Below are 20,693 nucleotides of genomic sequence, written 5' to 3' on the forward strand. Positions count from 1 at the left end.
TTTTTTATATGGCTCGGTAAACAATATCCCCGAAGGGGGGATGAGGATGGCGGCGCAAATACCTGCCGTAGCTGGGCAAAAGACTGTGGCTCAATACGTGACGGAGCAATTGGCCGCTTGGGGCTTGCGCACCTTGTATGGGGTGACGGGGGACTCGATTCTGTATTGGATGGATGCCATTGCCAAACAGGGCTCCATCCGCTATATCAATTGCCGGTTGGAGACGACGGCGGCGTTGATGGCTTCGGCGGAAGCCAAGTTGACGGGCTGCCTGTCGGTCTGCACCGCCACCAGCGGTCCCGGGATCACTCAGTTGATGAATGGACTGGCCGATGCCGCCCAGGACCGGGCGCCAGTGTTGGCCATCACCGGTCAGGTGGAACGGAAAAAATTGGGCACCGGAGCCAAGCAGGAGATCGACCAACAACAACTGATCCAGCCTCTGCCGGTCTATTCGGCGATAGCAGCTGATGCCCAAGCCTTGCCGGTCCAGTTAAACCAGGCCATGAGAGCAGCCCTGTCCCGAGGCGGTGTGGCCCATCTTTCCGTACCCAAAGATATTTGGCCGGCGGGGGTGAACGCCGACTTGTACCCGCTGTTGCCGAAACGGACTACCCCGCCGCCCCGGCAAAGCGAACTGGATGTTGCTCTCCAGCTGTTAAACGGCTGTTCCCGGCCGATGATCCTGGCCGGTCGAGGGGTCCAGGGGTTGGAAGAGGAGGTGATCGCTCTTGCGGAACGGTGGGAAGCACCGGTAATGACTACGCTGCCTGCCCGCGGGATGATTTCCCCTAATCATCCGCTGTATATCGGCGGATTGGGTCAAGCGGGAAGTGAGCCCGCTTCGGATCTGCTTCAGGAGGCCGATCTCTGTCTGGTCCTGGGGGCGACCTGGTGGCCGGAAGATGATGTCCCTCAACATATCCCCCTGGTTCAGGTGGATGCCATTTCCGAGAACATCGGATCCACACGGCCGGTAATCGCTCAAGTGACTGGGGCGTTAGCCGACGTGCTGCCGCAGTTGCTCCACGGCATCATCGATCAGGACCGGTCTGCCTGGCGACAGCAGGTAGAGGGGCGGCGAAGCTTGTGGAAAATGGAGATAGAAAAGGAAGCCGGATTGAATAACGATCCCATCGCCCCGCAACGGGTGATGGCCGCCATGGGGCGGTGTATCGAACCCGACGCCGTGATCGCCTTGGATGTGGGGGATCACGTGTTGTGGTTTAACCGAATCTTTCAGGCGAACCGGCAGGAAATTTTGATCTCGGGTCGCTGGCGGACCCTGGGGTTTGGGTTGCCTGTAGCGATGGCGGCGAAACGGGCTCAACCGGATCGACAGGTGGTGGCGTTGGTGGGGGACGGTGGTTTCGGCACCACCTTGCCGGATTTGATTACCGCCGTAGCTTATCAACTGCCGCTGACGATCCTGCTGATGCGAAACGGCTCCTTTGCCATGGAACAAAATCGCATGATCCAGGCAGGTCTCCAACTCTTAGGCAGCGATGTTAACAATCCTGATTTTGTACGGTTGGCGGAAGCTTTTGGTGCGGAAGGGATTCGGGTGGAGACGGCGGATCAGCTGGAAGCCGCTCTCGAGGAGGCGCTGGCATCCGATCGGGTGACGTTGGTCGAGATCTTGTGCGATGCCCCGATGGTTCCCCACACCAAGTTATAACCCGTCTCCGTCGCTTTTGGCGAAGAAAAAAGGAAATCAGGGAAAAACCGGGAAGTATAGGTGTAGAGAGGGATCAAGATAAGGAAAGCGGGGGGGACAGCTGATGTGCGGACGTTTTACTCTGACCGTAGGTTTGGGTGAGATTCAGGAACGTTTCCGTGTGCAGGAGGTTGACCCGATGGATCATTCGCCCCGCTACAATATAGCGCCGACCCAGTCTTTGCCCATCCTAGTAGCGGAGCAGGGGAAACGAAGGTTGGTGTCGATGCGATGGGGGTTGATCCCCCGGTGGGCGAAGGATCCTTCCATCGGAAACCGACTGATCAATGCCCGGAGCGAAACCTTGACCCAGAAGCCCGCCTTCCGTCGCTCCTTTCAGCGTCAACGTTGTTTGGTACCGGCGGACAGCTTTTTCGAATGGAGGAAGAATGAGACGGGAAAAAAGGAACCGTTGCGAGTGATGCTGGAAGGTGGAGAGCTGTTCGGTTTTGCCGGTTTATGGGATCAGTGGACGGATCCGCAGGGGGAAACCGTTCATTCCTTCACCATTATCACCACCCGCTCCAATGAAAAGATGGAACGAATCCATCATCGGATGCCGGCGATCCTGCACCACGCCGAGGAAAATCTGTGGCTGGATCCGGAAATCCGAGATCCGGCAATCCTGCAGCCGGTTCTGGATCCGATCGCATCAGAGGATCTCCAAATCTATCCCGTTTCCAATATCGTCAATTCACCCCAAAACGATGGACCGGATTGCATCCGGCCGATCGCTTGAAAGGGAACCGCCCTTCAGAAATGGTTCATCTTATAAAAGGGAGTAGTCATGCACATCCAAGCGAGACCGGGAGCGGAGCGACTTGGCGAGACTTGTGCTGCAAAGTACAAAGCGAGACCGGCGAAACCTGTGCCCGATGAGTACAACGGAACGTGAGGGGAACGACCTCCCCCCAATCGCGCAGATAAGTCAATCACGTTTGTCAGAGGAAGCAACGGGACGAGCTTATCGATGTAAAATAGCAACCACCCCCTGCGCGCAGGGGGTGGTTTTGATTTACCGCCGTTTTCTCGGACCGACCGGTCGATGAATCAGGACTTGGGAGGCGTTACGCACATTCCGTGCAAACACCAGAGGACGCTGTATCGCTTGTCAGTGGATGTACCAGATTTGGGTCTTGGTAAACAGCCAGTGATTGTGGAGGGCGGTTACCCGAATCCCGGCTGGGCGCAGGCGGCTGATAAAGGGCTTGATTTCCCGAGTGAGGATCATCATTTCTCCCAGGCATAATGCCCGACCGTTCCGATTCGCATGAGGAATGGTCAAAATAACCTGGGAATTCCATAGACGCACCGTCCGGGTTGAACCGGGTTCCTTTTACTCGCTGTTTGTCTTGATTCGGTTTTCGACCTCCGCGGAGAAGGGTTGTGGTAATTGTTTCACATATTGGATCAGAGCGTCCAGGTCCACCCCGGCCGTGACTTGATCCTTCGCTTCGGAGAAGACGGTGAAATTGTCGCCGCCGGAAGCGATAAAGCTGTTGGCGGTGACGGTGTAGGAAGCGTCCGCCTGGATCGGGGTGCCGTCGGCTTTTTTCAGTTCCACAATCCGGTCGCCCGCCGGGCGGGTGGGATCCCAGGTGTAGGTGAGGCCGGAGATTTGCAGCATCCGGGTGCCATCCTCCTGCCACTGCTGATTGAGGAGACGCTCAATCTGTTCGCCGGTCAAGGTCATGGTGACCAGGTTGTTGTCAAAGGGTTGTACAGTGTACAGTTCCCCCCAGGTGACGGGACCCCGATCGAGGTCGGCCCGGATTCCGCCGGGATTCATAAAGGCGAAATCGGTTCCCGTCTTCCACCGTTGGGCGTCGGCGATCAGGTTGCCCATCGCCGATTCGCCGGCAGGGGAAGCTTCACGGGTGATGGCCGTTTTTGCTTCCCCCACTTCCTCGTTGATGATTGGCGCCACTTCCTCCTCATAAGATTGGATCATTTTGCGGATTTGTGGATCCGGTTGCACTCCCTGATGATAAGTGGTGACCACTTCCGCCTGCTTGTTTGTGATATCGCCGGTGTGACGGTTCAAAGTGAGATCGATGTCCGAGAAGGCGGTTCCGGAACTGTAGGATTGGACGAGCAGTTTCCCGTCTACTGTGCCGTTCAGATAAGAATGGGTATGTCCTGAGATGACGACGTCCACTTCATCGTCGATCGACCGGGTCATCTCCACGATCGGTCCTTCCATCTTCCCAGTGTCGCTATCCTGGAAGCCTCCTTCATGGGCCATCACGACAATCGCCTTGACTCCTTTTTCCTTCAAACGCTCTACTTCGCGGTCGATCGCCTTCGCCTCGTCGGTGAAGGTGACCTCCTTCACCCCGTCGGGAGAGACGATGTGAGGCGTTTCCGTGGTGACAACTCCGATAAATCCAACCGGGATCCCCTTCACTTTTTTGACGATGTGAGGGGGCAGGACCGGTTTGCCGGATTCTTTCCAGTTCACATTGGCCACGGTGTAGGGGAAGTCGGCCCCGGCAAAATCGCCGGTTTTTTCATGTTCCCCGCCGTGGATCAGCCGCAGCATTTCCTCCACGCCTTCATCAAATTCATGATTGCCGATGGTCCCGAGGTCAAAGCCGATCTCGTTGAGAATTTCGATGGTGGGTTCATCCTGCAATAAGGCTGACACGGGAGCGCTGGCACCGACAGCATCCCCTACATGGACCATCCAGGTGTTTTTGTTATCCGCCGCCCGTTCTTTCAGATAAGTGGCGAGAACATCGGCCCCTCCGACCTGTTTTCCATCGATGGTGTCTGTCACGTTCAACTGACCGTGCAAATCGTTAATCGACAGCAACTGCAAATCCACTTCATGTCCCTTAGCCTTTTCCGCGGCTTCTGTCCCCGCAGCCCATAGGGGGGTTGCAGCCAGCAGCGTAGACAAGAGGAGGGTTCCACCCAGCCGTTTCCATCGCTTCATCTTTGCTCTCTCCTTCTCTCAGTCTTTCAAGTCCCTTGTTAAATGATAAGAATAACTCATGAAGAAAAGGTTGAAATGGTATTAACCTTTTGACAAATAGGTGTCAATTCCCTTCTTTTATTTCGGGGAGAAGAGTCTTGTCTAATTTTTATAATTTTAGAAAAATAAAAGGGAAAAGAGTAAAGATATCATTTGAAAAACCTCCGCATTTCCAATTATATATCACTTATTGATAATCGTTCCCACATTGGACTCAGTCCAACTTAGTATTGACTTTTATTTCATAAGTGTTACTTTAGTATATGGCGGGTGAAGGTTGGTTGTTTAACAATCCCTTTGCCTGGGTAGAGTAGAAGTGGATGAAGAACATATGCAAGGAGGAAGGGATACCTATGGCCACACGTTTGGTAGGATTGCCTGCACCGGACTTTGAAATGAACAGTACGAAAAACCTGGAAACCTTGGATGAGAAGGTCAAACTCTCCGATTATAAAGGGAAATGGCTGGTACTGTTCTTCTATCCCAAAGACTTCACTTTTGTCTGCCCGACGGAGATCACTGCGCTCTCCGATCGTTACGAAGACTTCCAAGATCTCGATTGCGACATCATCGGGGTCAGCACCGACACCGAGTTTGTCCATCGCGCTTGGATCAACACCTCCCGTGATGACAACGGGCTTGGCGAGATCAAATATCCCTTGGCTGCCGACCCGACCCACCGGGTAAGTCGGGCTTACGGGGTTCTCGATGAAGAAGAAGGTGTCGCCCAGCGCGGCCTGTTCATCATCGATCCTGAGGGAATTCTCCGTTACCAAGTGGTAACTGACGAAAACGTCGGCCGGAGCGTGGACGAAACACTGCGGGTTCTGCAAGCTCTGCAAACCGGCGGACTCTGTCCCTCCGACTGGAAACCGGGTCAAAAAACCCTTTAATCGCATCTGTTTGCACCCATGGGCCTAACGTTGCCGTAAGGGATCCGATTGTTGATATTTACCCGAAAGGGTTTCAACAGTCACGGCCTAACGGTCCCGTTAGGCCTTTTTTCAACAAAAGGGTTTTTAAAGGAAAAATATCATTGAGACGTACCGATGGAAGATCGGATGAAGGAGGCTGTCGGTCATGGCTTTGCGTTTACGTACGGAAATGCCGGAACTGAAAGGCGCCACGGAATGGGTAAACGGTGAAGTGAACAAGGAGGAGCTGGAAGGAAAACCGGTTCTGATTCACTTTTGGTCGATCAGTTGCGGCATTTGCAAAAAGAATATGCCGGATGTGTTGAAAATCCGGGATGAAAATGAGAATCTAAAAGTGGTTGGCATTCACATGCCTCGTTCGGAAAAGGACACCGATGTGGATGCGGTGAAGGAAGCGATTGAGAAATACGATCTGACGCATCCGCAGGCGATCGATAATCAACATAGCATTGTCGACGCTTTTGAAAACGAGTTTGTGCCGGCTTTCTACCTTTTTGACGAGGAAGGTCAGCTCCGTCACCGCTCTGCCGGTGAAAAAGCCCTCAATATGTTGGAACGGCCGTTACAACGGGTTCTGAACAAAGAGTAAAGGGAGGGATTGATGATGAACCTGCCCAAGGAATTGAAGTACAGCGAAGAGCACGAGTGGGTCAAGCAAGAAGGGGATAATAAAGTCCGAATCGGAATTACCGATTTTGCCCAGGATGAATTGGGAGACATCGTTTTCGTCGAATTGCCGGAAGAGGGGGATGAACTGGAGTACAACACCCCCTTCGGCAGTGTGGAATCCGTCAAAACGGTATCCGAATTGTACGCACCGGTGAGCGGAAAGGTGCTGGAAGTAAACAGCGAGCTGGATGAGTCCCCGGAAAATGTTAACGATTCCCCCTATGAAGATGGCTGGATGATCGTCGTCGAGATGAGCGATCCCTCTCAGCTGGACAACCTGATGGACGCGGATAAATACGAATCGATGGTTTCAGAGTAAACCACGTCCCGGTGCCGATAAGGTACCGGGTCTTTTTTGTGCGAAAAGAGGTTTGTCGAGGGTGGACCGGTGGTAAAACGATCATACATTCTTCCAGTTCTTTATAGAGAGAGGAGGCGGGGAGAAATGGGATTTTGTTGTGGAGCCGGGATGGTGGGCGGCATGGGGACGATCCAATACGAGTCGGTGAAGGTCCACCATGTGCCTCTGCAATTTTGTCCGGTCTGCCATCGAATGGAAGTTCATCCGTCGGTGGAGAGAGAGTTTGAGCTGTTGCTGGAGTTTGCTCAGGAGGATGGAGCCCGGGAGCTCAATCTGGGGGAACAGATCGGGCACAGCGATGCATGGAAGGAATCCTGTTCCAGCCTTCAGGATGAGGAGCCGGAAACCCTCCTTCGAAACCAGATCGATACCGCCTTGGATTTGATGTCGGTGGCGCGGCATTTGGAGGATCATAAATGGGAAGCGATGCTGAAACACCGTCTGCGGGTGTTGAGCAGACGCTTGGACCGTTATCGCAAGGCCCGGGCAGGCTAGGCTTCTCCAAAAAGAAAGCGCTTCAACCCTGGGAGTCGACCAGCGGGTTTGCACAGGGGTTGTGCAGGCCCCTTTTTATTTCCGCTCAGTAATAATATCAGTAACGCTGGTATGACCTGATGGGACCCATAACACCCACGGGCAGTGGCTTGCGCTTGGTACACCTATGATCGCATCTTATATCAAGATCGGTTTTATAAAGGCTTTCGGAAAGACAAGACCCATTTTCTGCGACGAGTATTTTTTCAATTTGTAGTATCATGGGAAAGGCGGAATTATTCAGTTTAAAGGAGGATGTTCCCTATGCGATTTCTCATCGTGGGCGCCGGCGCCGTCGGGGGCTACTTTGGCGGCCGACTGCAGGAGAAAGGAGAGGATGTTACCTTTTTAGTACGTCCCCGTCGAAACCAACAGCTTCGGGAACGGGGGCTTTGCATCCACAGCATCCACGGAAATGCCGAATTGCCGGTGCGCACGCTAACTCCGGGCCAAGAGGGAGGCCCCTTTGATGTGGTGATCGTGGCGGTCAAAGCGTACCACCTGGATGGCGTATTAGAGGATTTGTGGCCCTATGTGGGGGAGGAGACGATGGTTCTTCCCCTGCTAAACGGGATGACACACCTAGATCGGTTGGATGCTGCTTTTTCACCCCAACAGGTCCTGGGCGGTCTTTGCTTTATTGAAACGACATTGAACGATCGGGGCGAGATTGAGCAATACAGCTCCCGCCATGATTTGATCTTCGGTGAACGAGACGGTCAAGACAGCCCACGGGTCCGGCGGTTGGAACAAGCGCTGACCGGCGGACAGATGAAGGCGGAGAAAAGCGATCAGATCTTGCGGGAGATGTGGAAAAAATATCTCTTTATCTCCACCTTCAGCGGGATCACCTCGTTGATGAACAGTGCCATCGGCCCGGTTTTGGAGACAAAATACGGCGTCGGAGTTACTCGGCGGCTCTTGGATGAGATCGCTCGAGCGGCTCGCCACCGGGAACCTTCCTTGGACCAGGAGCTGGTGGACGGGGTGTTTCAAGTGATCCGTTCCCTGCAACCAGGGATGAAATCCTCCATGCTGCGGGATATGGAGAAAAACGCCCCGGTGGAGGCGGACCACCTCCACGGGGAACTTCTCAATATGGCCAGCGACCAAGCCGACCTGCCGTTGTTGCAGACGGTGTATACGTATCTCAAAACTTATGAATCCAATCGGAGATAAAGCGGGCCGCACCTTGTTTGATCTAAAAAAAGAGGAGTAAAGTTGTTTGCGTAAATGATCCCCCAAAACCATCACCCCCCGCTCACGGCAGGGGGTGATGATTTGTACCACGTTTATCCTTCGGAGAGGATGGTATGAATCTGATTGACCAGCAGATTGATCGCCACTTGGTTGTAGCCGCCTTCGGGAATAATCAGGTCGGCGTAACGCTTGGCCGGCTCGATAAACTGAAGGTGCATGGGACGGACGACGGTGAGATATTGTTGGATCACCGAATCCAGGGACCGCCCTCGATCTTTCATATCCCGTTCCAGACGACGCAGGATGCGCACATCGGCATCGGTATCGACAAAGACTTTGATATCCATCCGCTCGCGCAGCTTTTTATCCTCCAGGATTAGAATCCCTTCCAAGATGATGACATCGGTAGGCTCCACCGTGATGGTTTGCTCAGAGCGGGTATGTCGTTCGTAGTCATAGACGGGTTTTTCCACCGATTGCCGGTTTAACAGCTGGTCCAGATGTTCGATCAACAGATCGTTGTCAAAGGCGAGGGGGTGGTCGTAGTTGGTTTTGACGCGCTCTTCCAAGGGCAGATGGCTTTGATCTTTATAGTAGGCGTCCTGTTCGATCAGGGAGACGGAATCGGCAAATCGGTGACAGATGTTTCGCGCGACAGTGGTTTTGCCGGATCCGCTTCCTCCGGCGACACCAATGATGATCGGACGTTTCATATGATGAATCCTTTCTTGTTTCAAGCATAAAAAAAGACAGACAATCCCTTCGTGATGATAGCAATTCCGTTTTTCTTTTGCAAGTGGATGGGAAATCGGAGAGGAGTAAGAAAAACCCTCTCCGAAAAGCGGAGAGGGCGGGTCATATGATTCCAGGTTAATCCAGACGGGGGCCAGCCGATTTGATGCGCTCGCTGACATCGGAGAAGCGTTGAAAGTTTTCTCGGAACCGCTGGGCCAGCTCCCGTGCCTTTCGGTCGTAAGCGGCCGGATCCTTCCAGGTGTCTCGGGGGCTTAGCACCTCGGCCGGTACATCGGGGCAGCGATCAGGCACGTGGATACCGAACACCGGATCGGGATGGAATTCGGCTTGTTCTAGGGTGCCATCCAGAGCAGCACGCACCATGGACCGGGTATATCCCAGCTTCATCCGCTCCCCTTCCCCGTAAGGACCGCCGGACCAGCCGGTGTTGACCAAGTAGACGCGGGCCTTGTGACGGGCGATCTTTTCGCCCAGCATCTCGGCATAAGCGCCGGCGGGACGGGGCAGGAAAGGGGCGCCGAAACAGGCGGAAAAGGTGGCCTGTGGTTTCGTGATGCCCCGCTCGGTGCCGGCCAGCTTGCTGGTATATCCAGATAAGAAGTGGTACATCGCCTGCTCAGGAGTGAGACGGGCGATCGGCGGCAATACCCCGAAGGCATCGGCGGTCAAAAAGAGGATGACCTGGGGGTGTCCCCCGACTCCGGGGATTTTGGCCGAAGAGATATGTTCGATCGGGTAGGCAGCTCGGGTATTTTCTGTCAGTCTGTTATCATGGTAGTCAGGGCGGCGCTCATCATCCAGCGCCACGTTTTCCAACACGGTACCAAAACGGACAGCGTTCCAGATTTGGGGTTCTTTTTCACGAGACAAGTGGATACACTTGGCGTAACAGCCGCCTTCTATGTTGAAGATCCCGCTGTCGGACCACCCATGTTCGTCATCACCGATCAGGCTGCGGGCGGGATCAGCAGACAAGGTGGTTTTACCGGTTCCGGAGAGACCAAAAAAGAGAGCGGTATCCCCGTCAGGTCCCATATTAGCGGAACAATGCATCGGCAGGATCCCGGTTTCCGGCAACCAATCGTTCATGACGCTGAACACCGATTTTTTGATCTCACCGGCGTATTCCGTTCCCCCGATCAGGATGACGCGTTGGGTCAAGTTGACGGCGATAAAGGTTTCCGAACGGGTTCCGTCGCGATCGGGGTCGGCTTTGAGACCGGGAGCGCTGATCACGGTAAACGGGGATTCGTGCTGATCCAGCTCTCCCTTTTTGGGACGGACGAAAAGTTGCCTTGCAAACAGATTGTGCCAGGCGTACTCAGTGATTACGCGAATCGGGAGGCGGTAACGCGAATCGGCTCCGGCAAATCCGTCAAAGATAAAAACTTCCCGTTTCCGAAGGTAGTCACACACCCGGCGAAACAGGTGGTCAAATGTATCCGGTTCCATCGGACGGTTGATGTCTCCCCAATCGATCCGTTCCCTCGTCTCGGAATCCTTGACCAGATATTTGTCCTTGGGAGAACGACCGGTAAATTTTCCTGTCACCGCACGGAAAGCACCATTGGATGTCAATACTCCTTCATTCCGTTCCAGTGCTTTTTCCACCAAACGGGCAACGGACAGATTCCGGTGCACATCACCTTCGAATTCCACTTTGAGGGAATTGTTGGCGTCAATATGAGTCTTCATCAGTCCATCCCTTTCTTTCTGTCGTACTGTATTGTATGATAAACAACCTAATTCGCGATTACTGACGCAAAAAGTATAACACATTTAGCTTCCTGTGGGAATCATGGCTTTTTACTTTCTACTGGGTTTGAAAGGTATATATCGGTATTTGGCGTTACAGCCATTTGACCATTGACTTAAATATAAATAAGTGGTATCTTCGTACAGAATGAAAAAGTTTGCGGGAGTGTTTGAATGAGTCAGCTAGCGGAAGGATCCGTTGTGACCGGGGAAGTCGTCGCCATTAAACCCTTCGGCGCTTTCGTCAAATTGGAATCCGGGGAGACGGGTCTGGTTCACATCTCACAGATTTCCGGCAAATTCGTCGAGAAAGTGGAAGACGAATTATCCGTCGGGGATCCGGTCAAAGCGAAGGTGCTTTCCATTGACTCTTCCGGAAAAATTTCTCTGTCGATCAAAGCGCTGACCAACGATCGTCCGCGTGGTGGACGCCGTGGCGGCCGCAACCGGGGAACCCCGGACTTTGAAGACATGATGAAAAAATGGATGAAGAGCAGTGAAGAACGCCTGAGCGCGTTGGCGGCCAAGCAAAAGAAAGGCCGTTGATAGATTCCACCACTTATCGTCACATCTTCCGGAGTCACCCCACGGAAGGTGTTTTTTTGTATCATGAAAAAGGCGCGCCTTTTGTTTAAGGGCGTGCCTTTTTCATTCCTGGATTTTCTCCAGTATTTTTGTTGCTTTTTGATTCTGTTGATACAGCTGGATTTTGATCAAACCCTGTTTCGGCGGATCGGATACCTTCACCTGGAAGCGGACCGTCTTAAAGCCTTCTCCCCCAGACAGCGTAGCGACGGGGATGCCGTTGATCACCTTTTTTCCCTTTCGATCGTAGATCAGGATATCATAATAAAAGCGGGGAGAGAGGTCCGTTTTAAGAGAGACCTCATACCGACCGTCCCCGACGCGGTTCGAAGAATATTGGATAAAGTGCGGATTGTTCGTCTCTCCGATATGTTTTTTCCAGTTATAGTCCGTCTTCGTCTGCTGTTGAGTCTCGGAGGAGACACTTTTCGCCGTGGCTGTTGACGAAGGGGATCCTCGGGTTTCCTCATCCTCCGATCGTGATGAACGGTTATGATCAAAAACGCTAAAGCTGAGCCACAGAATCAACAGGATCGCCAATGTTGTCAAGAGGGCGATCCATTTTTTTTGGCGGCTCTTCCGATGCGCCTGTCTCCTGGACCCCGTCGCCTGGAGCACTTGGCGATCCGCTGGCCTCCCTTGCCGCCCGATCGCCTGCTGTACAGGCGGATTGGTTTCCCAGTAAGGGGGTGATGAGCCGGCTTCTTCATTGTAAATCGCCTGCAAAGCTGCGCACATCTCCCTGGCGGTGGGAAATCGATTTTCGGGGGATTTTTCTAGCGCTCGGTAGATCACCTGGCAGAGCGATTCTGAAATGCCGGGCGCAAATCGGCGCGGATCGGGAACCGGCTCCTGCAGATGTTGGAGAGCGATGGCGAGCGCCTCGTCTCCGTCGAAGGGAAGGCGGCCAGTGATCATCTCAAACAGTACAACACCGAGAGAATACAGGTCGCTGGGATAACTCACTTCCTTGCCCGTGGCCTGTTCCGGCGAAAAGTAGTGGGCGGATCCCATCACATAACCAGTTTTTGTGATCGTCGGCGAACGGGTTGACCGGGAGATGCCGAAATCGGTCAATTTGAAGCGGCCGCCGGGGGTAGCCATAATGTTATGCGGCTTGATATCCCGGTGAACGATCCCGTTTTCATGGGCATGGGCGAGGCCGTTTAACACCTGAATGGCGATCGATACCGCCTCTCGGGGCGGGATTCGTTTCCGCTTGAGGATCAATTCCATCAGCGTGGGGCCTTCGATATATTCCATCACCATATAATAGGTGTGGCCTTCGCGGCCAGCGTTGTAAACCTGGACCACGTGGGGGTGGGACAGGCTGCCCGCTGCCCGGACTTCCCGGTTGAAGCGCCGGATAAAGGCTTGATCATAGCTTAGGGCTTCGTTCAGAACTTTGATGGCTACATAACGGCCCGACACCGTGTCTCTTGCTTTGTAGACGACGGCCATGCCACCGCCGCCTACGCGCTGGATCATCTGATACCGGCCGCCCAACCGCTTACCTAGCACCGTCATCCACCTTTCCTAGGGATAAGAGCGATCCGTGGCCGGCCGCAGAGGGTGACCACAGGCTTGCTTTTGATTCTACCATGACGCTGTCCGTATAAAAATATATTTTCCGAAAAAGTGTTTCATCTTGAAAGAAAAAGAAATCCTGTCTGTCCAGGGGGTTTTATGCCTTCGTCGCAGTCTGCTTTTTCGATTTGATGACTGCGACAAGAGAAGGAGCGTAGTCGCGGTTCATGGTTTGATACCGGATGGAACGATACTGCCGGGGAGGCAGTGTTGCGGCAAAACGGAGGACTCGATCTGCCTCATCTTTGCCGCCGGGGTGGCCGGTGTACAGCACGGCAGTAAGGATTCCCCCGGGGGAGAGCCACTCCAAGGCCTGGGACAGGGCGGGTAAGGTGGTTTCACACCGGGTGATGATCGAAGAATTCCCTTTGGGAAGGTATCCCAAGTTAAACATGACTGCGGCGACTCGCCCCCTCCAGTCTGGCGGAAGGGTTTTAGCTAATTGGTCATGGCTGCGTTGATGCAAGGTAATCCGTTCCTGCACCTGGTGCTTTCTGAAGAGGGCTTCCGCCCGTGCCAAGGCCTCTGCTTGGATGTCGAAGCCGTGTACGTGACCCTGATCACCGACCGACTGGGCTAGAAAGAGGGTGTCGTGTCCATTGCCTACCGTGGCGTCCACAGCCCAAGCGCCGGGCTGCAATACGCTCTGGATCAGTTGATGGGACAGGGTGAGAGCGGTGGGCAGGCTCACTGCATACCTCCGCCCTTCCGTCGCGGCAGGGTGCTGGTGATGGAAGGAGACCAGGCTTTTCCCTGCCATGAGCCGCGTCTTTCAAGTTCCGCATCGATAGCGTTGAGGGTTTCCCATTTTTTCGTGCTCCATATCGGTCCGATCATCAATTCCGGCGGGCCGTCTCCGGTTACCCGGTGAATCACCATATCCGGAGGGAGCAGCTCCAGGGTATCAGCGACCAGCTGAATATAGGTTTCCCGATCCAAAAGTTGCAACAGTCCTTTTTTATATTGTTTAACCATCGCCGTTTTTTTCAACAGATGCAGGGAGTGAATTTTGATCCCCTGGATATCCATCGCAGCACAAGCTTTGGCCGTTTCCAGCATCATCTCAGGTGACTCCTGGGGAAGACCGTAGATAATGTGGGCGCAGGTGCGGATCCCCTGTCTGCGAAGTTTGGACACACCGTCCAAAAAACAGGCGTAATCGTGTCCACGGTTGATCAGGTCCGAGGTGGTATCGTGGACCGTCTGCAGCCCCAATTCCACCCAGAGGTAGGTGCGCTGGTTGAGCTCAGCTAAAAGTTCCACCACATCATCGGGAAGACAATCGGGCCGGGTGGCGATGGACAAGCCCACCACATTGGGTTGTTTCAGGATCGTTTCATACATTGGGCGAAGCACGTCCACCGGGGCATAGGTATTGCTAAAGGCTTGGAAATAGCCAATATATCGCGCTTGGGGCCACTTTTGGTGCATGCGGTCCCGTACCGTGTTGAACTGTTCGACCAAGTCCTGCCGGCGGTCGCCAGCGAAGTCACCAGATCCCCTCGGGCTGCAGAAGGTGCAGCCACCGCCGGCGACGGTGCCATCTCGGTTTGGGCAAGTGAACCCCCCATCCAATGGAACCTTAAATACTTTACCGCCAAAGTGACTGCGTAAGTGGTGGTTCCAAGTGTGGTATCGTTTGTCACCCCAGAAGAGGGGGGTGGCTTCCATCGGTTGCGCGTTCATCACAAAAACCGTCCTTTTTCTGCCGAATTTACCACCTCTATTATACAGCAAACGCGTTTGTTCCAAAGTTTAAATTGAGCGGAGGCGGGAATAGAGTGGACAGGGGCGGACTTTATGGACCGAAAGGAGCGGTACCATGGATCAAGAGATCAAAACCCTGATCGACGGTTTGAATGAAGATCTGGCTCACGAATATGCTGCGGTGATCAGTTATACCCACCATGCGGCGGTGGTGTCGGGATTGGCCCGCCCCATTCTTAAAGAGCTCTTTGAAAAGGAAGCCCAGGATGAGCTGACACACGCCAGCTACCTGTCTGAAAAAATTGCTGATCTCGTTCAACCAGGCGAAATAAAGCAGGCGGAAGAGGTAAGGGGATATTGGAAAGCTCCATCGCCGATGAAGAAGCGACAATCCGTTTGTAAAAAGGTTCAAACCGCAACTGATGGTTGCGGTTTTTTTAGGGTTTCTGTACCAATCTGTATCAATGAATGTGGACAGCAACTGTGTTCATCTGTTTCAATGAACTGTTATAATACAAAGAACGCTGATATAACAGTGGTTTTAGGGGTATACAAGGGTCTGTTGACGTTCATATAGATGGGGTGTATTATGCAATTGAGACGTTGGAAAGCAGCCTGAATTTCCGACGCTGATGTAATGAGAGGCCGATTCGGGGATTTTGTGTAGTTTTTTTCAGGCGAATTTGGAATGGGTTGGTTGATACTTAGGCAATCTATGAACTGAACTGCTCAACTTGCGGGTCAAACCTTGGAAAAGCGAGGTGTATCCATCGTGCCGAAAGAGATGGAGTTAAAACAGGATCACAAAATGTTCCAGATCCTGAATGAAAACGGAAAGATCGCAAAGGGTCAAAAAATGCCGGATCTGTCTGACGATCAATTGAAGGATATCTACCGTTGGATGCTTCGAATTCGTACCTTTGACGGACGGGCGATCAAGCTGAACCGGCAGGGGCGTCTCGGATTTTACGCTCCCATGGCCGGACAGGAAGCTTGCCAAGCAGCTTCCATGGCTGCGCTGAAGCGCTCCGACTGGCTGTTCCCCAGCTACCGGGATTTGGGGGCCTCGATGATCCACGGTCTTTCTATTGAGAAAGCGTTTTTATATTCCCGAGGAATGAAAGGTGGAATGGAGTTACCAGAAGATCTGAATATGTATCCGCCTCAGATTATTATCGCCGGTCATGTTCCTCATGCGGCTGGCGCCGGCTGGGCCTTCCGCCTGCGCGAACAAGAAGATGTAGCGATCGCCTTCTTCGGTGACGGTGCCACATCTGAAGGAGATTTCCACGAAGGGCTCAACTTTGCTGGCGTCTATCAGGCGAACACCATCTTCTTCTGCCAGAACAACCAGTACGCTATCAGCGTCCCGCTGCATAAGCAGACCAATTCTGAAACCATCGCACAAAAAGCGATCGCCTACGGAATCCGTGGGGTTCAGGTGGACGGAAACGATGCGCTGGCTGTTTACCAGGCGACCAAGGAGGCGGCAGATCGGGCTCGTAAAGGAGAAGGTCCGACCTTGATCGAAGCGGTCACCTACCGTCTCGGACCCCACACCTTGGCCGGTGATGATCCGGGCCGTTACCGGACGAAAGAAGAAGAAGAAGACTGGCAGTCTAAACGGGATCCGCTCAAACGCCTCCGTAAATATCTGGAGTCCAAGAAGCTCTGGTCCGATGAGGAGGAAGAGAAGACTTCGGAAGAGATCCTGGAAGAAATGAATCAAGCGATCAAAGCAATCGATAAGATGCCCAAAGGCACTGCGGCTGATCTGATCGATGATCTCTACGAAGAGACCCCGGCGATCCTGCAAAAACAAAAAGATGAATACCTTGCTTGGAAGGAGGGCAAATAAACCATGGCTACCATGACTCTGATTAAAGCGGTGAACGACGCACTCCGCGTAGAAATGGAACGGGACGAGAACGTTATTGTGCTGGGTGAAGACGTCGGAGTGAATGGCGGTGTGTTTCGGGCCACAGCCGATCTCTATCAGACCTTCGGCGAAAAGCGCTCCTTTGATACGCCGCTGGCCGAGTCTGCCATCATCGGTGCCTCTATCGGGTTGGCTTCCCAGGGGTTCCGTCCGGTTCCGGAAATCCAGTTCGCCGGGTTCGTCTATGAATGTATGGACCAGATTTCTACACAAGCGGCCCGCTTGCGGATGCGTTCCGGCGGACGGTTCAATGCCCCGATCACCATCCGCATCCCCTACGGCGGTGGTGTCAAGACTCCGGAGTCACACTCTGACAGCTTGGAAGCTCTCTTCCTGCACAGTCCCGGTGTCAAAGTGGTGGTCCCGAGCAACCCCTACGATGCCAAAGGACTGCTGATCTCCGCCATCCGCGATAATGATCCGGTCATCTTCTACGAACCGATGAAGTTGTACCGCTCTGTCAAAGCCGACGTGCCGGAGGATAACTACACCGTGCCCCTGGGTAAAGCCAATGTGGTCCGGGAAGGCTCCGACGTCACCTTGATCGCCTACGGCGCCATGGTTCCCTTGGCGGAGAAGGCTGCAGATCAGGCGGAGAAAGAGCGCGGGGTGAAGGCAGAAGTGATCGACATGCGTACGATCTCTCCCTTCGATCTGGAGACGATTATCCAATCCGTGCAGAAGACCAACCGTGCCGTCGTGATCCACGAAGCGGCCCAGACCGGCGGGGTCGGTGCCGAACTGGTGGCCCGGATCAACGAAGAGGCGATCCTCTCCTTGGAGGCTCCGGTGGCGCGGGTAACTGGATTTGACACCCCTTATCCGTTGACCGCGATCGAAGACGAATGGCTGCCATCCCTAGAACGGGTATGTGCCGGTATCTATAAAACCTTGGACTTTTGATGACCTGGAAAGGAGGGAAACCCCATTGGCATTTGAATTTAAATTGCCTGACGTAGGTGAAGGGATTCATGAAGGTGAAATCGTCTCTTTTCACGTGAAGGAAGGAGACGCCATCAACGAAGATGACATCCTTGCGGAAGTGCAGACAGATAAAGCCGTCGTGGAGATCCCGGCTCCGGTGACCGGAACGGTGAAGAAGCTGAACGCTAGCGAAGGAGATGTGGTGGAAGTCGGATCCGTGTTAGCCGTATTTGACACCGGGGACGAAGATGACGATAATGGTGAAGAACAGGCAATAAGTGAAGCCGACAAAGAACAGAAGACGGAAGCAGAAAAAACGAAAACCGAACAGCCTGCAGCCCAAACCGGAGAGAAGCCCTCTGGTAAGCAAGTGCTGGCCATGCCTTCCGTTCGGAAAAAGGCCCGGGAGATGGGGATCGACATCACCCAGGTGAGCGGCACCGGCAAAAACGGTCGTGTGACGCTGGAGGATTTGAACACCTTCCAAGAAGGCGGGACCGAAGCGGTACCGGAAACCGATCAGGCCCCCGCAGCCGATACCGCTCGGGAGGAGAAGGCAGCAGCCCCCTCCGTTCCCCAAGGAGACGAAGAGCGGATTCCTCTGCGCGGTATGCGTCGCACCATTGCCCGTCGGATGGCTCAGAGCAAATTTACGGCTCCCCACGTCACCGTGATGGACGAAGTGGATGCTATGGAATTGGTCGAGGTGCGCAAGTGGGCGAAACCGATGGCCGAACAACGGGAGATCAAGCTGACATATCTTCCCTTTGTCATCAAGGCTCTGACGGCTGCTCTGCGCGAATTCCCCACCCTGAATGCTTCCATCGATGATGAAAAGGAAGAGATTATCATCAAGAAGTATTACCATATGGGGATTGCCACGGCCACTGAAGACGGTTTGGTGGTGCCGGTGGTCCGGGACGTGGACCGCAAATCCATCTTCCAACTGGCCGATGAGATTCGGGATGTGGTCAAGCGCACCCGGGACAAAAAAGCCACGGTGGAAGATCTGAAAGGAAGCACCTTCAGCATTACCAATATCGGCTCCTTTGGCGGCCAGTACTTTACGCCGATCATCAATTATCCGGAAGTGGCCATCTTCGGAATGGGTAAAATGGCTGAGCGTCCGGTGGCCATTGACGGTGAAGTGGTGGTACGCCCGATGATGAACATTTCCCTGTCTATCGATCATCGTCTGATCGACGGGGATGTGGCGGCCCGCTTCCTCAACCGCGTCAAAGAGTTGCTGGAGAACCCGAAACTCTTGATGATGGAGATGAATTGACATGGTAGTAGGAGATTTCGCAACGGAAGTCGACGTATTAGTCGTAGGTGGCGGTCCCGGCGGTTATGTGGCTGCCATCCGTGCCGCCCAGATGGGGAAGAAAGTGACGCTGGTGGACAAAGCGGAATTGGGCGGTGTCTGCCTCAACCGGGGTTGCATCCCCTCCAAAGCTTTGATCCATGCTGCTGATGAAGTTCATAACATGAAAAACTCTTCCCACATGGGAATTGAAGTCGACGGTGTGAAGATTAACTTCACCGATATGATCAAGTGGAAGGATGGCGTGGTCAAAAAGCTGACAGGCGGAGTTAGCTCCCTGCTCAAAGGGAACAAAGTGGAAGTGCTCCAAGGGGAGGTTTACTTCTCCGGGGAGAACAAGGTGAAGATAGCCACGGAAAAAGACAGCCAAACCTATCAGTTCAACCACTGCATCATCGCCACCGGCTCCCGCCCGACGGAGATTTCCGGGCTGAAATATGATGGAAAGAAGATCATCTCCTCCACTGAAGCGCTCTCCTTGTCGGAAATCCCGGAAAAACTGATTGTCGTCGGCGGCGGTTACATCGGGTTGGAACTGGGAATCACTTATAGCAAGCTGGGCTCGGAAGTAACCGTTCTAGAAGGGATGGACAGCATCCTGCCCGGTGTCGATCCGTCTATGGTGCGCATGGTGAAGCGTAATCTCAAGAAACTGGGTGTTAAAGCGGTAACCAAGGCGATGGTCCAATCCGCCGACACCTCCGGCGATGGTGTTACTGTGACCGCTGAGGTAAAAGGTGAGGAGAAGAGCTATACAGCCGATAAAGTGCTGGTTGCCGTAGGCCGTACACCGAACACCGATGAACTGGGTCTGGATCAGGCCGGAATTGAAGTGGATGAGCACGGCTTTATCCCTGTGGATAAACAGATGCGGACCAAGAATGACAAGATTTTCGCCATCGGAGATATCGCCGGTCAGCCGATGCTGGCTCATAAGGCGAGCTATGAAGGCAAAGTTGCGGCTGAAGCGATTGCTGGTGAACCCAGCGAAGTGGACTACAGGGCCATGCCTTACGTTATCTTCAGCGATCCGGAACTGGCTTACACCGGCATGACCGAAGCAGAGGCGAAAGAGGCAGGTTATGACGTCGATGTGAGCCGCTTTTCCTTCGCCGCTAACGGTCGTGCCCTCTCCCTGGATGCTGCTGAAGGCTTTTTCCAACTGGTGGCTGACAAGGAGACGAAACAGATCCTGGGGGCACAGATCGTCGGCCCTGGGGCCTCCAGCCTCATTTCGGAAGTGGTGCTGGCCATCGAGATGGGTGCCAACGCCGAAGATGTCGCCCTCACCATCCACGCCCACCCCACCCTGCCGGAAACCTTCATGGAAGCCGCAGAGGGGATCATGGGTCATGCGATCCACATGGTGAACAAATAACCCCGGATGTTGGGAAACCCTCGGTGGTCAAGCCCCCATTTTGTAGACTCTTGGAAAAAACCCGGGTTAAGCGACAAGTTGGCGTCTGTATTCCACAGGCGTCAACTTTTTTAATCTCCGTTGAATCCGTTGTTCATTGTAAAATTGAATGTACTCCTCAATACACCTTTGCGTTTCAGTAATATCTTGGATACCATGGAGGTACAGAGCTTCTGCTTTCAAGTGGGAAAAGAAGCTCTCGATGCAGGCATTGTCAAAGCAATTGCCTCTCCGCGACATACTGGGTGTTAGGTCCACCCGGTCAAGCATGTCGTGGTACGCTCGGGATGTGTACTGGAATCCTCG

Annotated in this window: 21 protein-coding genes; 13 read left to right on the forward strand and 8 right to left on the reverse strand. The window is 53.6% G+C overall.

The window, feature by feature from the left end:
• Positions 1–46: 46 nt before the first annotated feature.
• Both BLP91_RS13085 and BLP91_RS13090 read left to right on the forward strand, forming a co-directional pair.
• Positions 47–1,678: a thiamine pyrophosphate-binding protein gene (locus BLP91_RS13085; RefSeq protein ID WP_176757977.1), complete on the forward strand. Its 1,632-nt coding sequence runs from the start codon at positions 47–49 to the stop codon at positions 1,676–1,678.
• Between the two features lie 103 nt (positions 1,679–1,781).
• Complete coding sequence (locus BLP91_RS13090; RefSeq protein WP_091571925.1) at positions 1,782–2,456, forward strand: SOS response-associated peptidase; 675 nt, start codon at positions 1,782–1,784, stop codon at positions 2,454–2,456.
• A gap of 372 nt (positions 2,457–2,828) precedes the next feature.
• Here BLP91_RS13090 and BLP91_RS17315 read toward each other — a convergent pair whose 3' ends face one another.
• On the reverse strand, positions 2,829–3,029 hold the full coding sequence (locus tag BLP91_RS17315) for a DUF1259 domain-containing protein (RefSeq protein WP_281220640.1): 201 nt from the start codon (positions 3,027–3,029) through the stop codon (positions 2,829–2,831).
• Positions 3,030–3,053: 24 nt separating this feature from the next.
• Positions 3,054–4,655 carry a bifunctional metallophosphatase/5'-nucleotidase gene (locus tag BLP91_RS13100; protein ID WP_091571928.1) on the reverse strand — a complete coding sequence of 534 codons (1,602 nt, stop codon included), beginning with the start codon at positions 4,653–4,655 and terminating at the stop codon, positions 3,054–3,056.
• 392 nt (positions 4,656–5,047) lie between these two features.
• On the opposite strand from BLP91_RS13100, the gene BLP91_RS13105 reads away from it, so the two are divergent.
• From BLP91_RS13105 to BLP91_RS13125, 5 genes are all read left to right on the forward strand, one after another.
• On the forward strand, positions 5,048–5,587 hold the full coding sequence (locus BLP91_RS13105; RefSeq protein WP_091571931.1) for a peroxiredoxin: 540 nt from the start codon (positions 5,048–5,050) through the stop codon (positions 5,585–5,587).
• Positions 5,588–5,774: 187 nt separating this feature from the next.
• Positions 5,775–6,218 carry a TlpA family protein disulfide reductase gene (locus tag BLP91_RS13110; RefSeq protein ID WP_281220641.1) on the forward strand — a complete coding sequence of 148 codons (444 nt, stop codon included), beginning with the start codon at positions 5,775–5,777 and terminating at the stop codon, positions 6,216–6,218.
• A gap of 15 nt (positions 6,219–6,233) precedes the next feature.
• The gene (gcvH, locus tag BLP91_RS13115) at positions 6,234–6,617 is read left to right on the forward strand and encodes a glycine cleavage system protein GcvH (RefSeq protein WP_176757978.1); all 384 of its coding nucleotides are present in this window, start codon (positions 6,234–6,236) and stop codon (positions 6,615–6,617) included.
• Positions 6,618–6,743: 126 nt separating this feature from the next.
• Complete coding sequence (locus BLP91_RS13120; RefSeq protein WP_091571936.1) at positions 6,744–7,154, forward strand: hypothetical protein; 411 nt, start codon at positions 6,744–6,746, stop codon at positions 7,152–7,154.
• A gap of 303 nt (positions 7,155–7,457) precedes the next feature.
• Positions 7,458–8,372: a ketopantoate reductase family protein gene (locus BLP91_RS13125; RefSeq protein WP_091571938.1), complete on the forward strand. Its 915-nt coding sequence runs from the start codon at positions 7,458–7,460 to the stop codon at positions 8,370–8,372.
• A 113-nt stretch (positions 8,373–8,485) separates the two neighbouring features.
• On the opposite strand, the gene udk is transcribed toward BLP91_RS13125, so the two are convergent.
• Together udk and pckA are read right to left on the reverse strand one after the other, a co-directional pair.
• Complete coding sequence (gene udk, locus BLP91_RS13130; RefSeq protein ID WP_091571941.1) at positions 8,486–9,106, reverse strand: uridine kinase; 621 nt, start codon at positions 9,104–9,106, stop codon at positions 8,486–8,488.
• 157 nt (positions 9,107–9,263) lie between these two features.
• Positions 9,264–10,844: a phosphoenolpyruvate carboxykinase (ATP) gene (gene pckA / locus BLP91_RS13135; protein WP_091571944.1), complete on the reverse strand. Its 1,581-nt coding sequence runs from the start codon at positions 10,842–10,844 to the stop codon at positions 9,264–9,266.
• 234 nt (positions 10,845–11,078) lie between these two features.
• On the opposite strand from pckA, the gene BLP91_RS13140 reads away from it, so the two are divergent.
• Complete coding sequence (locus BLP91_RS13140) at positions 11,079–11,450, forward strand: S1 RNA-binding domain-containing protein (RefSeq protein ID WP_091571946.1); 372 nt, start codon at positions 11,079–11,081, stop codon at positions 11,448–11,450.
• A 102-nt stretch (positions 11,451–11,552) separates the two neighbouring features.
• On the opposite strand, the gene BLP91_RS13145 is transcribed toward BLP91_RS13140, so the two are convergent.
• From BLP91_RS13145 to mnmL, 3 genes are all read right to left on the reverse strand, one after another.
• Positions 11,553–13,010: a protein kinase domain-containing protein gene (locus tag BLP91_RS13145; RefSeq protein ID WP_176757979.1), complete on the reverse strand. Its 1,458-nt coding sequence runs from the start codon at positions 13,008–13,010 to the stop codon at positions 11,553–11,555.
• A gap of 163 nt (positions 13,011–13,173) precedes the next feature.
• On the reverse strand, positions 13,174–13,767 hold the full coding sequence (gene mnmM / locus BLP91_RS13150; RefSeq protein WP_091571952.1) for a tRNA 5-(aminomethyl)-2-thiouridylate-methyltransferase MnmM: 594 nt from the start codon (positions 13,765–13,767) through the stop codon (positions 13,174–13,176).
• Positions 13,764–14,762 (reverse strand): tRNA modification radical SAM protein MnmL/YtqA, encoded by a 999-nt coding sequence (mnmL, locus tag BLP91_RS13155; RefSeq protein WP_091571954.1) that lies wholly within the window; start codon positions 14,760–14,762, stop codon positions 13,764–13,766. Before mnmL ends, mnmM begins: the two co-directional genes overlap by 4 nt.
• 136 nt (positions 14,763–14,898) lie before the next feature.
• On the opposite strand from mnmL, the gene BLP91_RS13160 reads away from it, so the two are divergent.
• The 5 genes from BLP91_RS13160 to lpdA all read left to right on the forward strand — a co-directional run bounded on the left by BLP91_RS13160 (position 14,899) and on the right by lpdA (position 20,348).
• The gene (locus BLP91_RS13160) at positions 14,899–15,360 is read left to right on the forward strand and encodes a ferritin-like domain-containing protein (protein ID WP_091571957.1); all 462 of its coding nucleotides are present in this window, start codon (positions 14,899–14,901) and stop codon (positions 15,358–15,360) included.
• A 207-nt stretch (positions 15,361–15,567) separates the two neighbouring features.
• Positions 15,568–16,641 carry a pyruvate dehydrogenase (acetyl-transferring) E1 component subunit alpha gene (gene pdhA / locus BLP91_RS13165; RefSeq protein WP_091571990.1) on the forward strand — a complete coding sequence of 358 codons (1,074 nt, stop codon included), beginning with the start codon at positions 15,568–15,570 and terminating at the stop codon, positions 16,639–16,641.
• Between the two features lie 3 nt (positions 16,642–16,644).
• The gene (locus BLP91_RS13170; RefSeq protein ID WP_091571959.1) at positions 16,645–17,625 is read left to right on the forward strand and encodes an alpha-ketoacid dehydrogenase subunit beta; all 981 of its coding nucleotides are present in this window, start codon (positions 16,645–16,647) and stop codon (positions 17,623–17,625) included.
• Positions 17,626–17,650: 25 nt separating this feature from the next.
• On the forward strand, positions 17,651–18,931 hold the full coding sequence (locus BLP91_RS13175) for a dihydrolipoamide acetyltransferase family protein (protein ID WP_091571962.1): 1,281 nt from the start codon (positions 17,651–17,653) through the stop codon (positions 18,929–18,931).
• A gap of 1 nt (position 18,932) precedes the next feature.
• A complete protein-coding gene (gene lpdA / locus BLP91_RS13180; protein ID WP_091571965.1) occupies positions 18,933–20,348 on the forward strand; it encodes a dihydrolipoyl dehydrogenase in 1,416 nt (471 codons plus the stop codon).
• Positions 20,349–20,414: 66 nt separating this feature from the next.
• Here the strand turns inward: lpdA and BLP91_RS13185 are convergent.
• A partial coding sequence (locus BLP91_RS13185; RefSeq protein WP_143003508.1) for an IS3 family transposase occupies positions 20,415–20,693 on the reverse strand: 279 nt, incomplete at its 5' end.

This window comes from Melghirimyces thermohalophilus (genome assembly GCF_900102685.1).
Lineage (GTDB): Bacteria > Bacillota > Bacilli > Thermoactinomycetales > DSM-45169 > Melghirimyces > Melghirimyces thermohalophilus.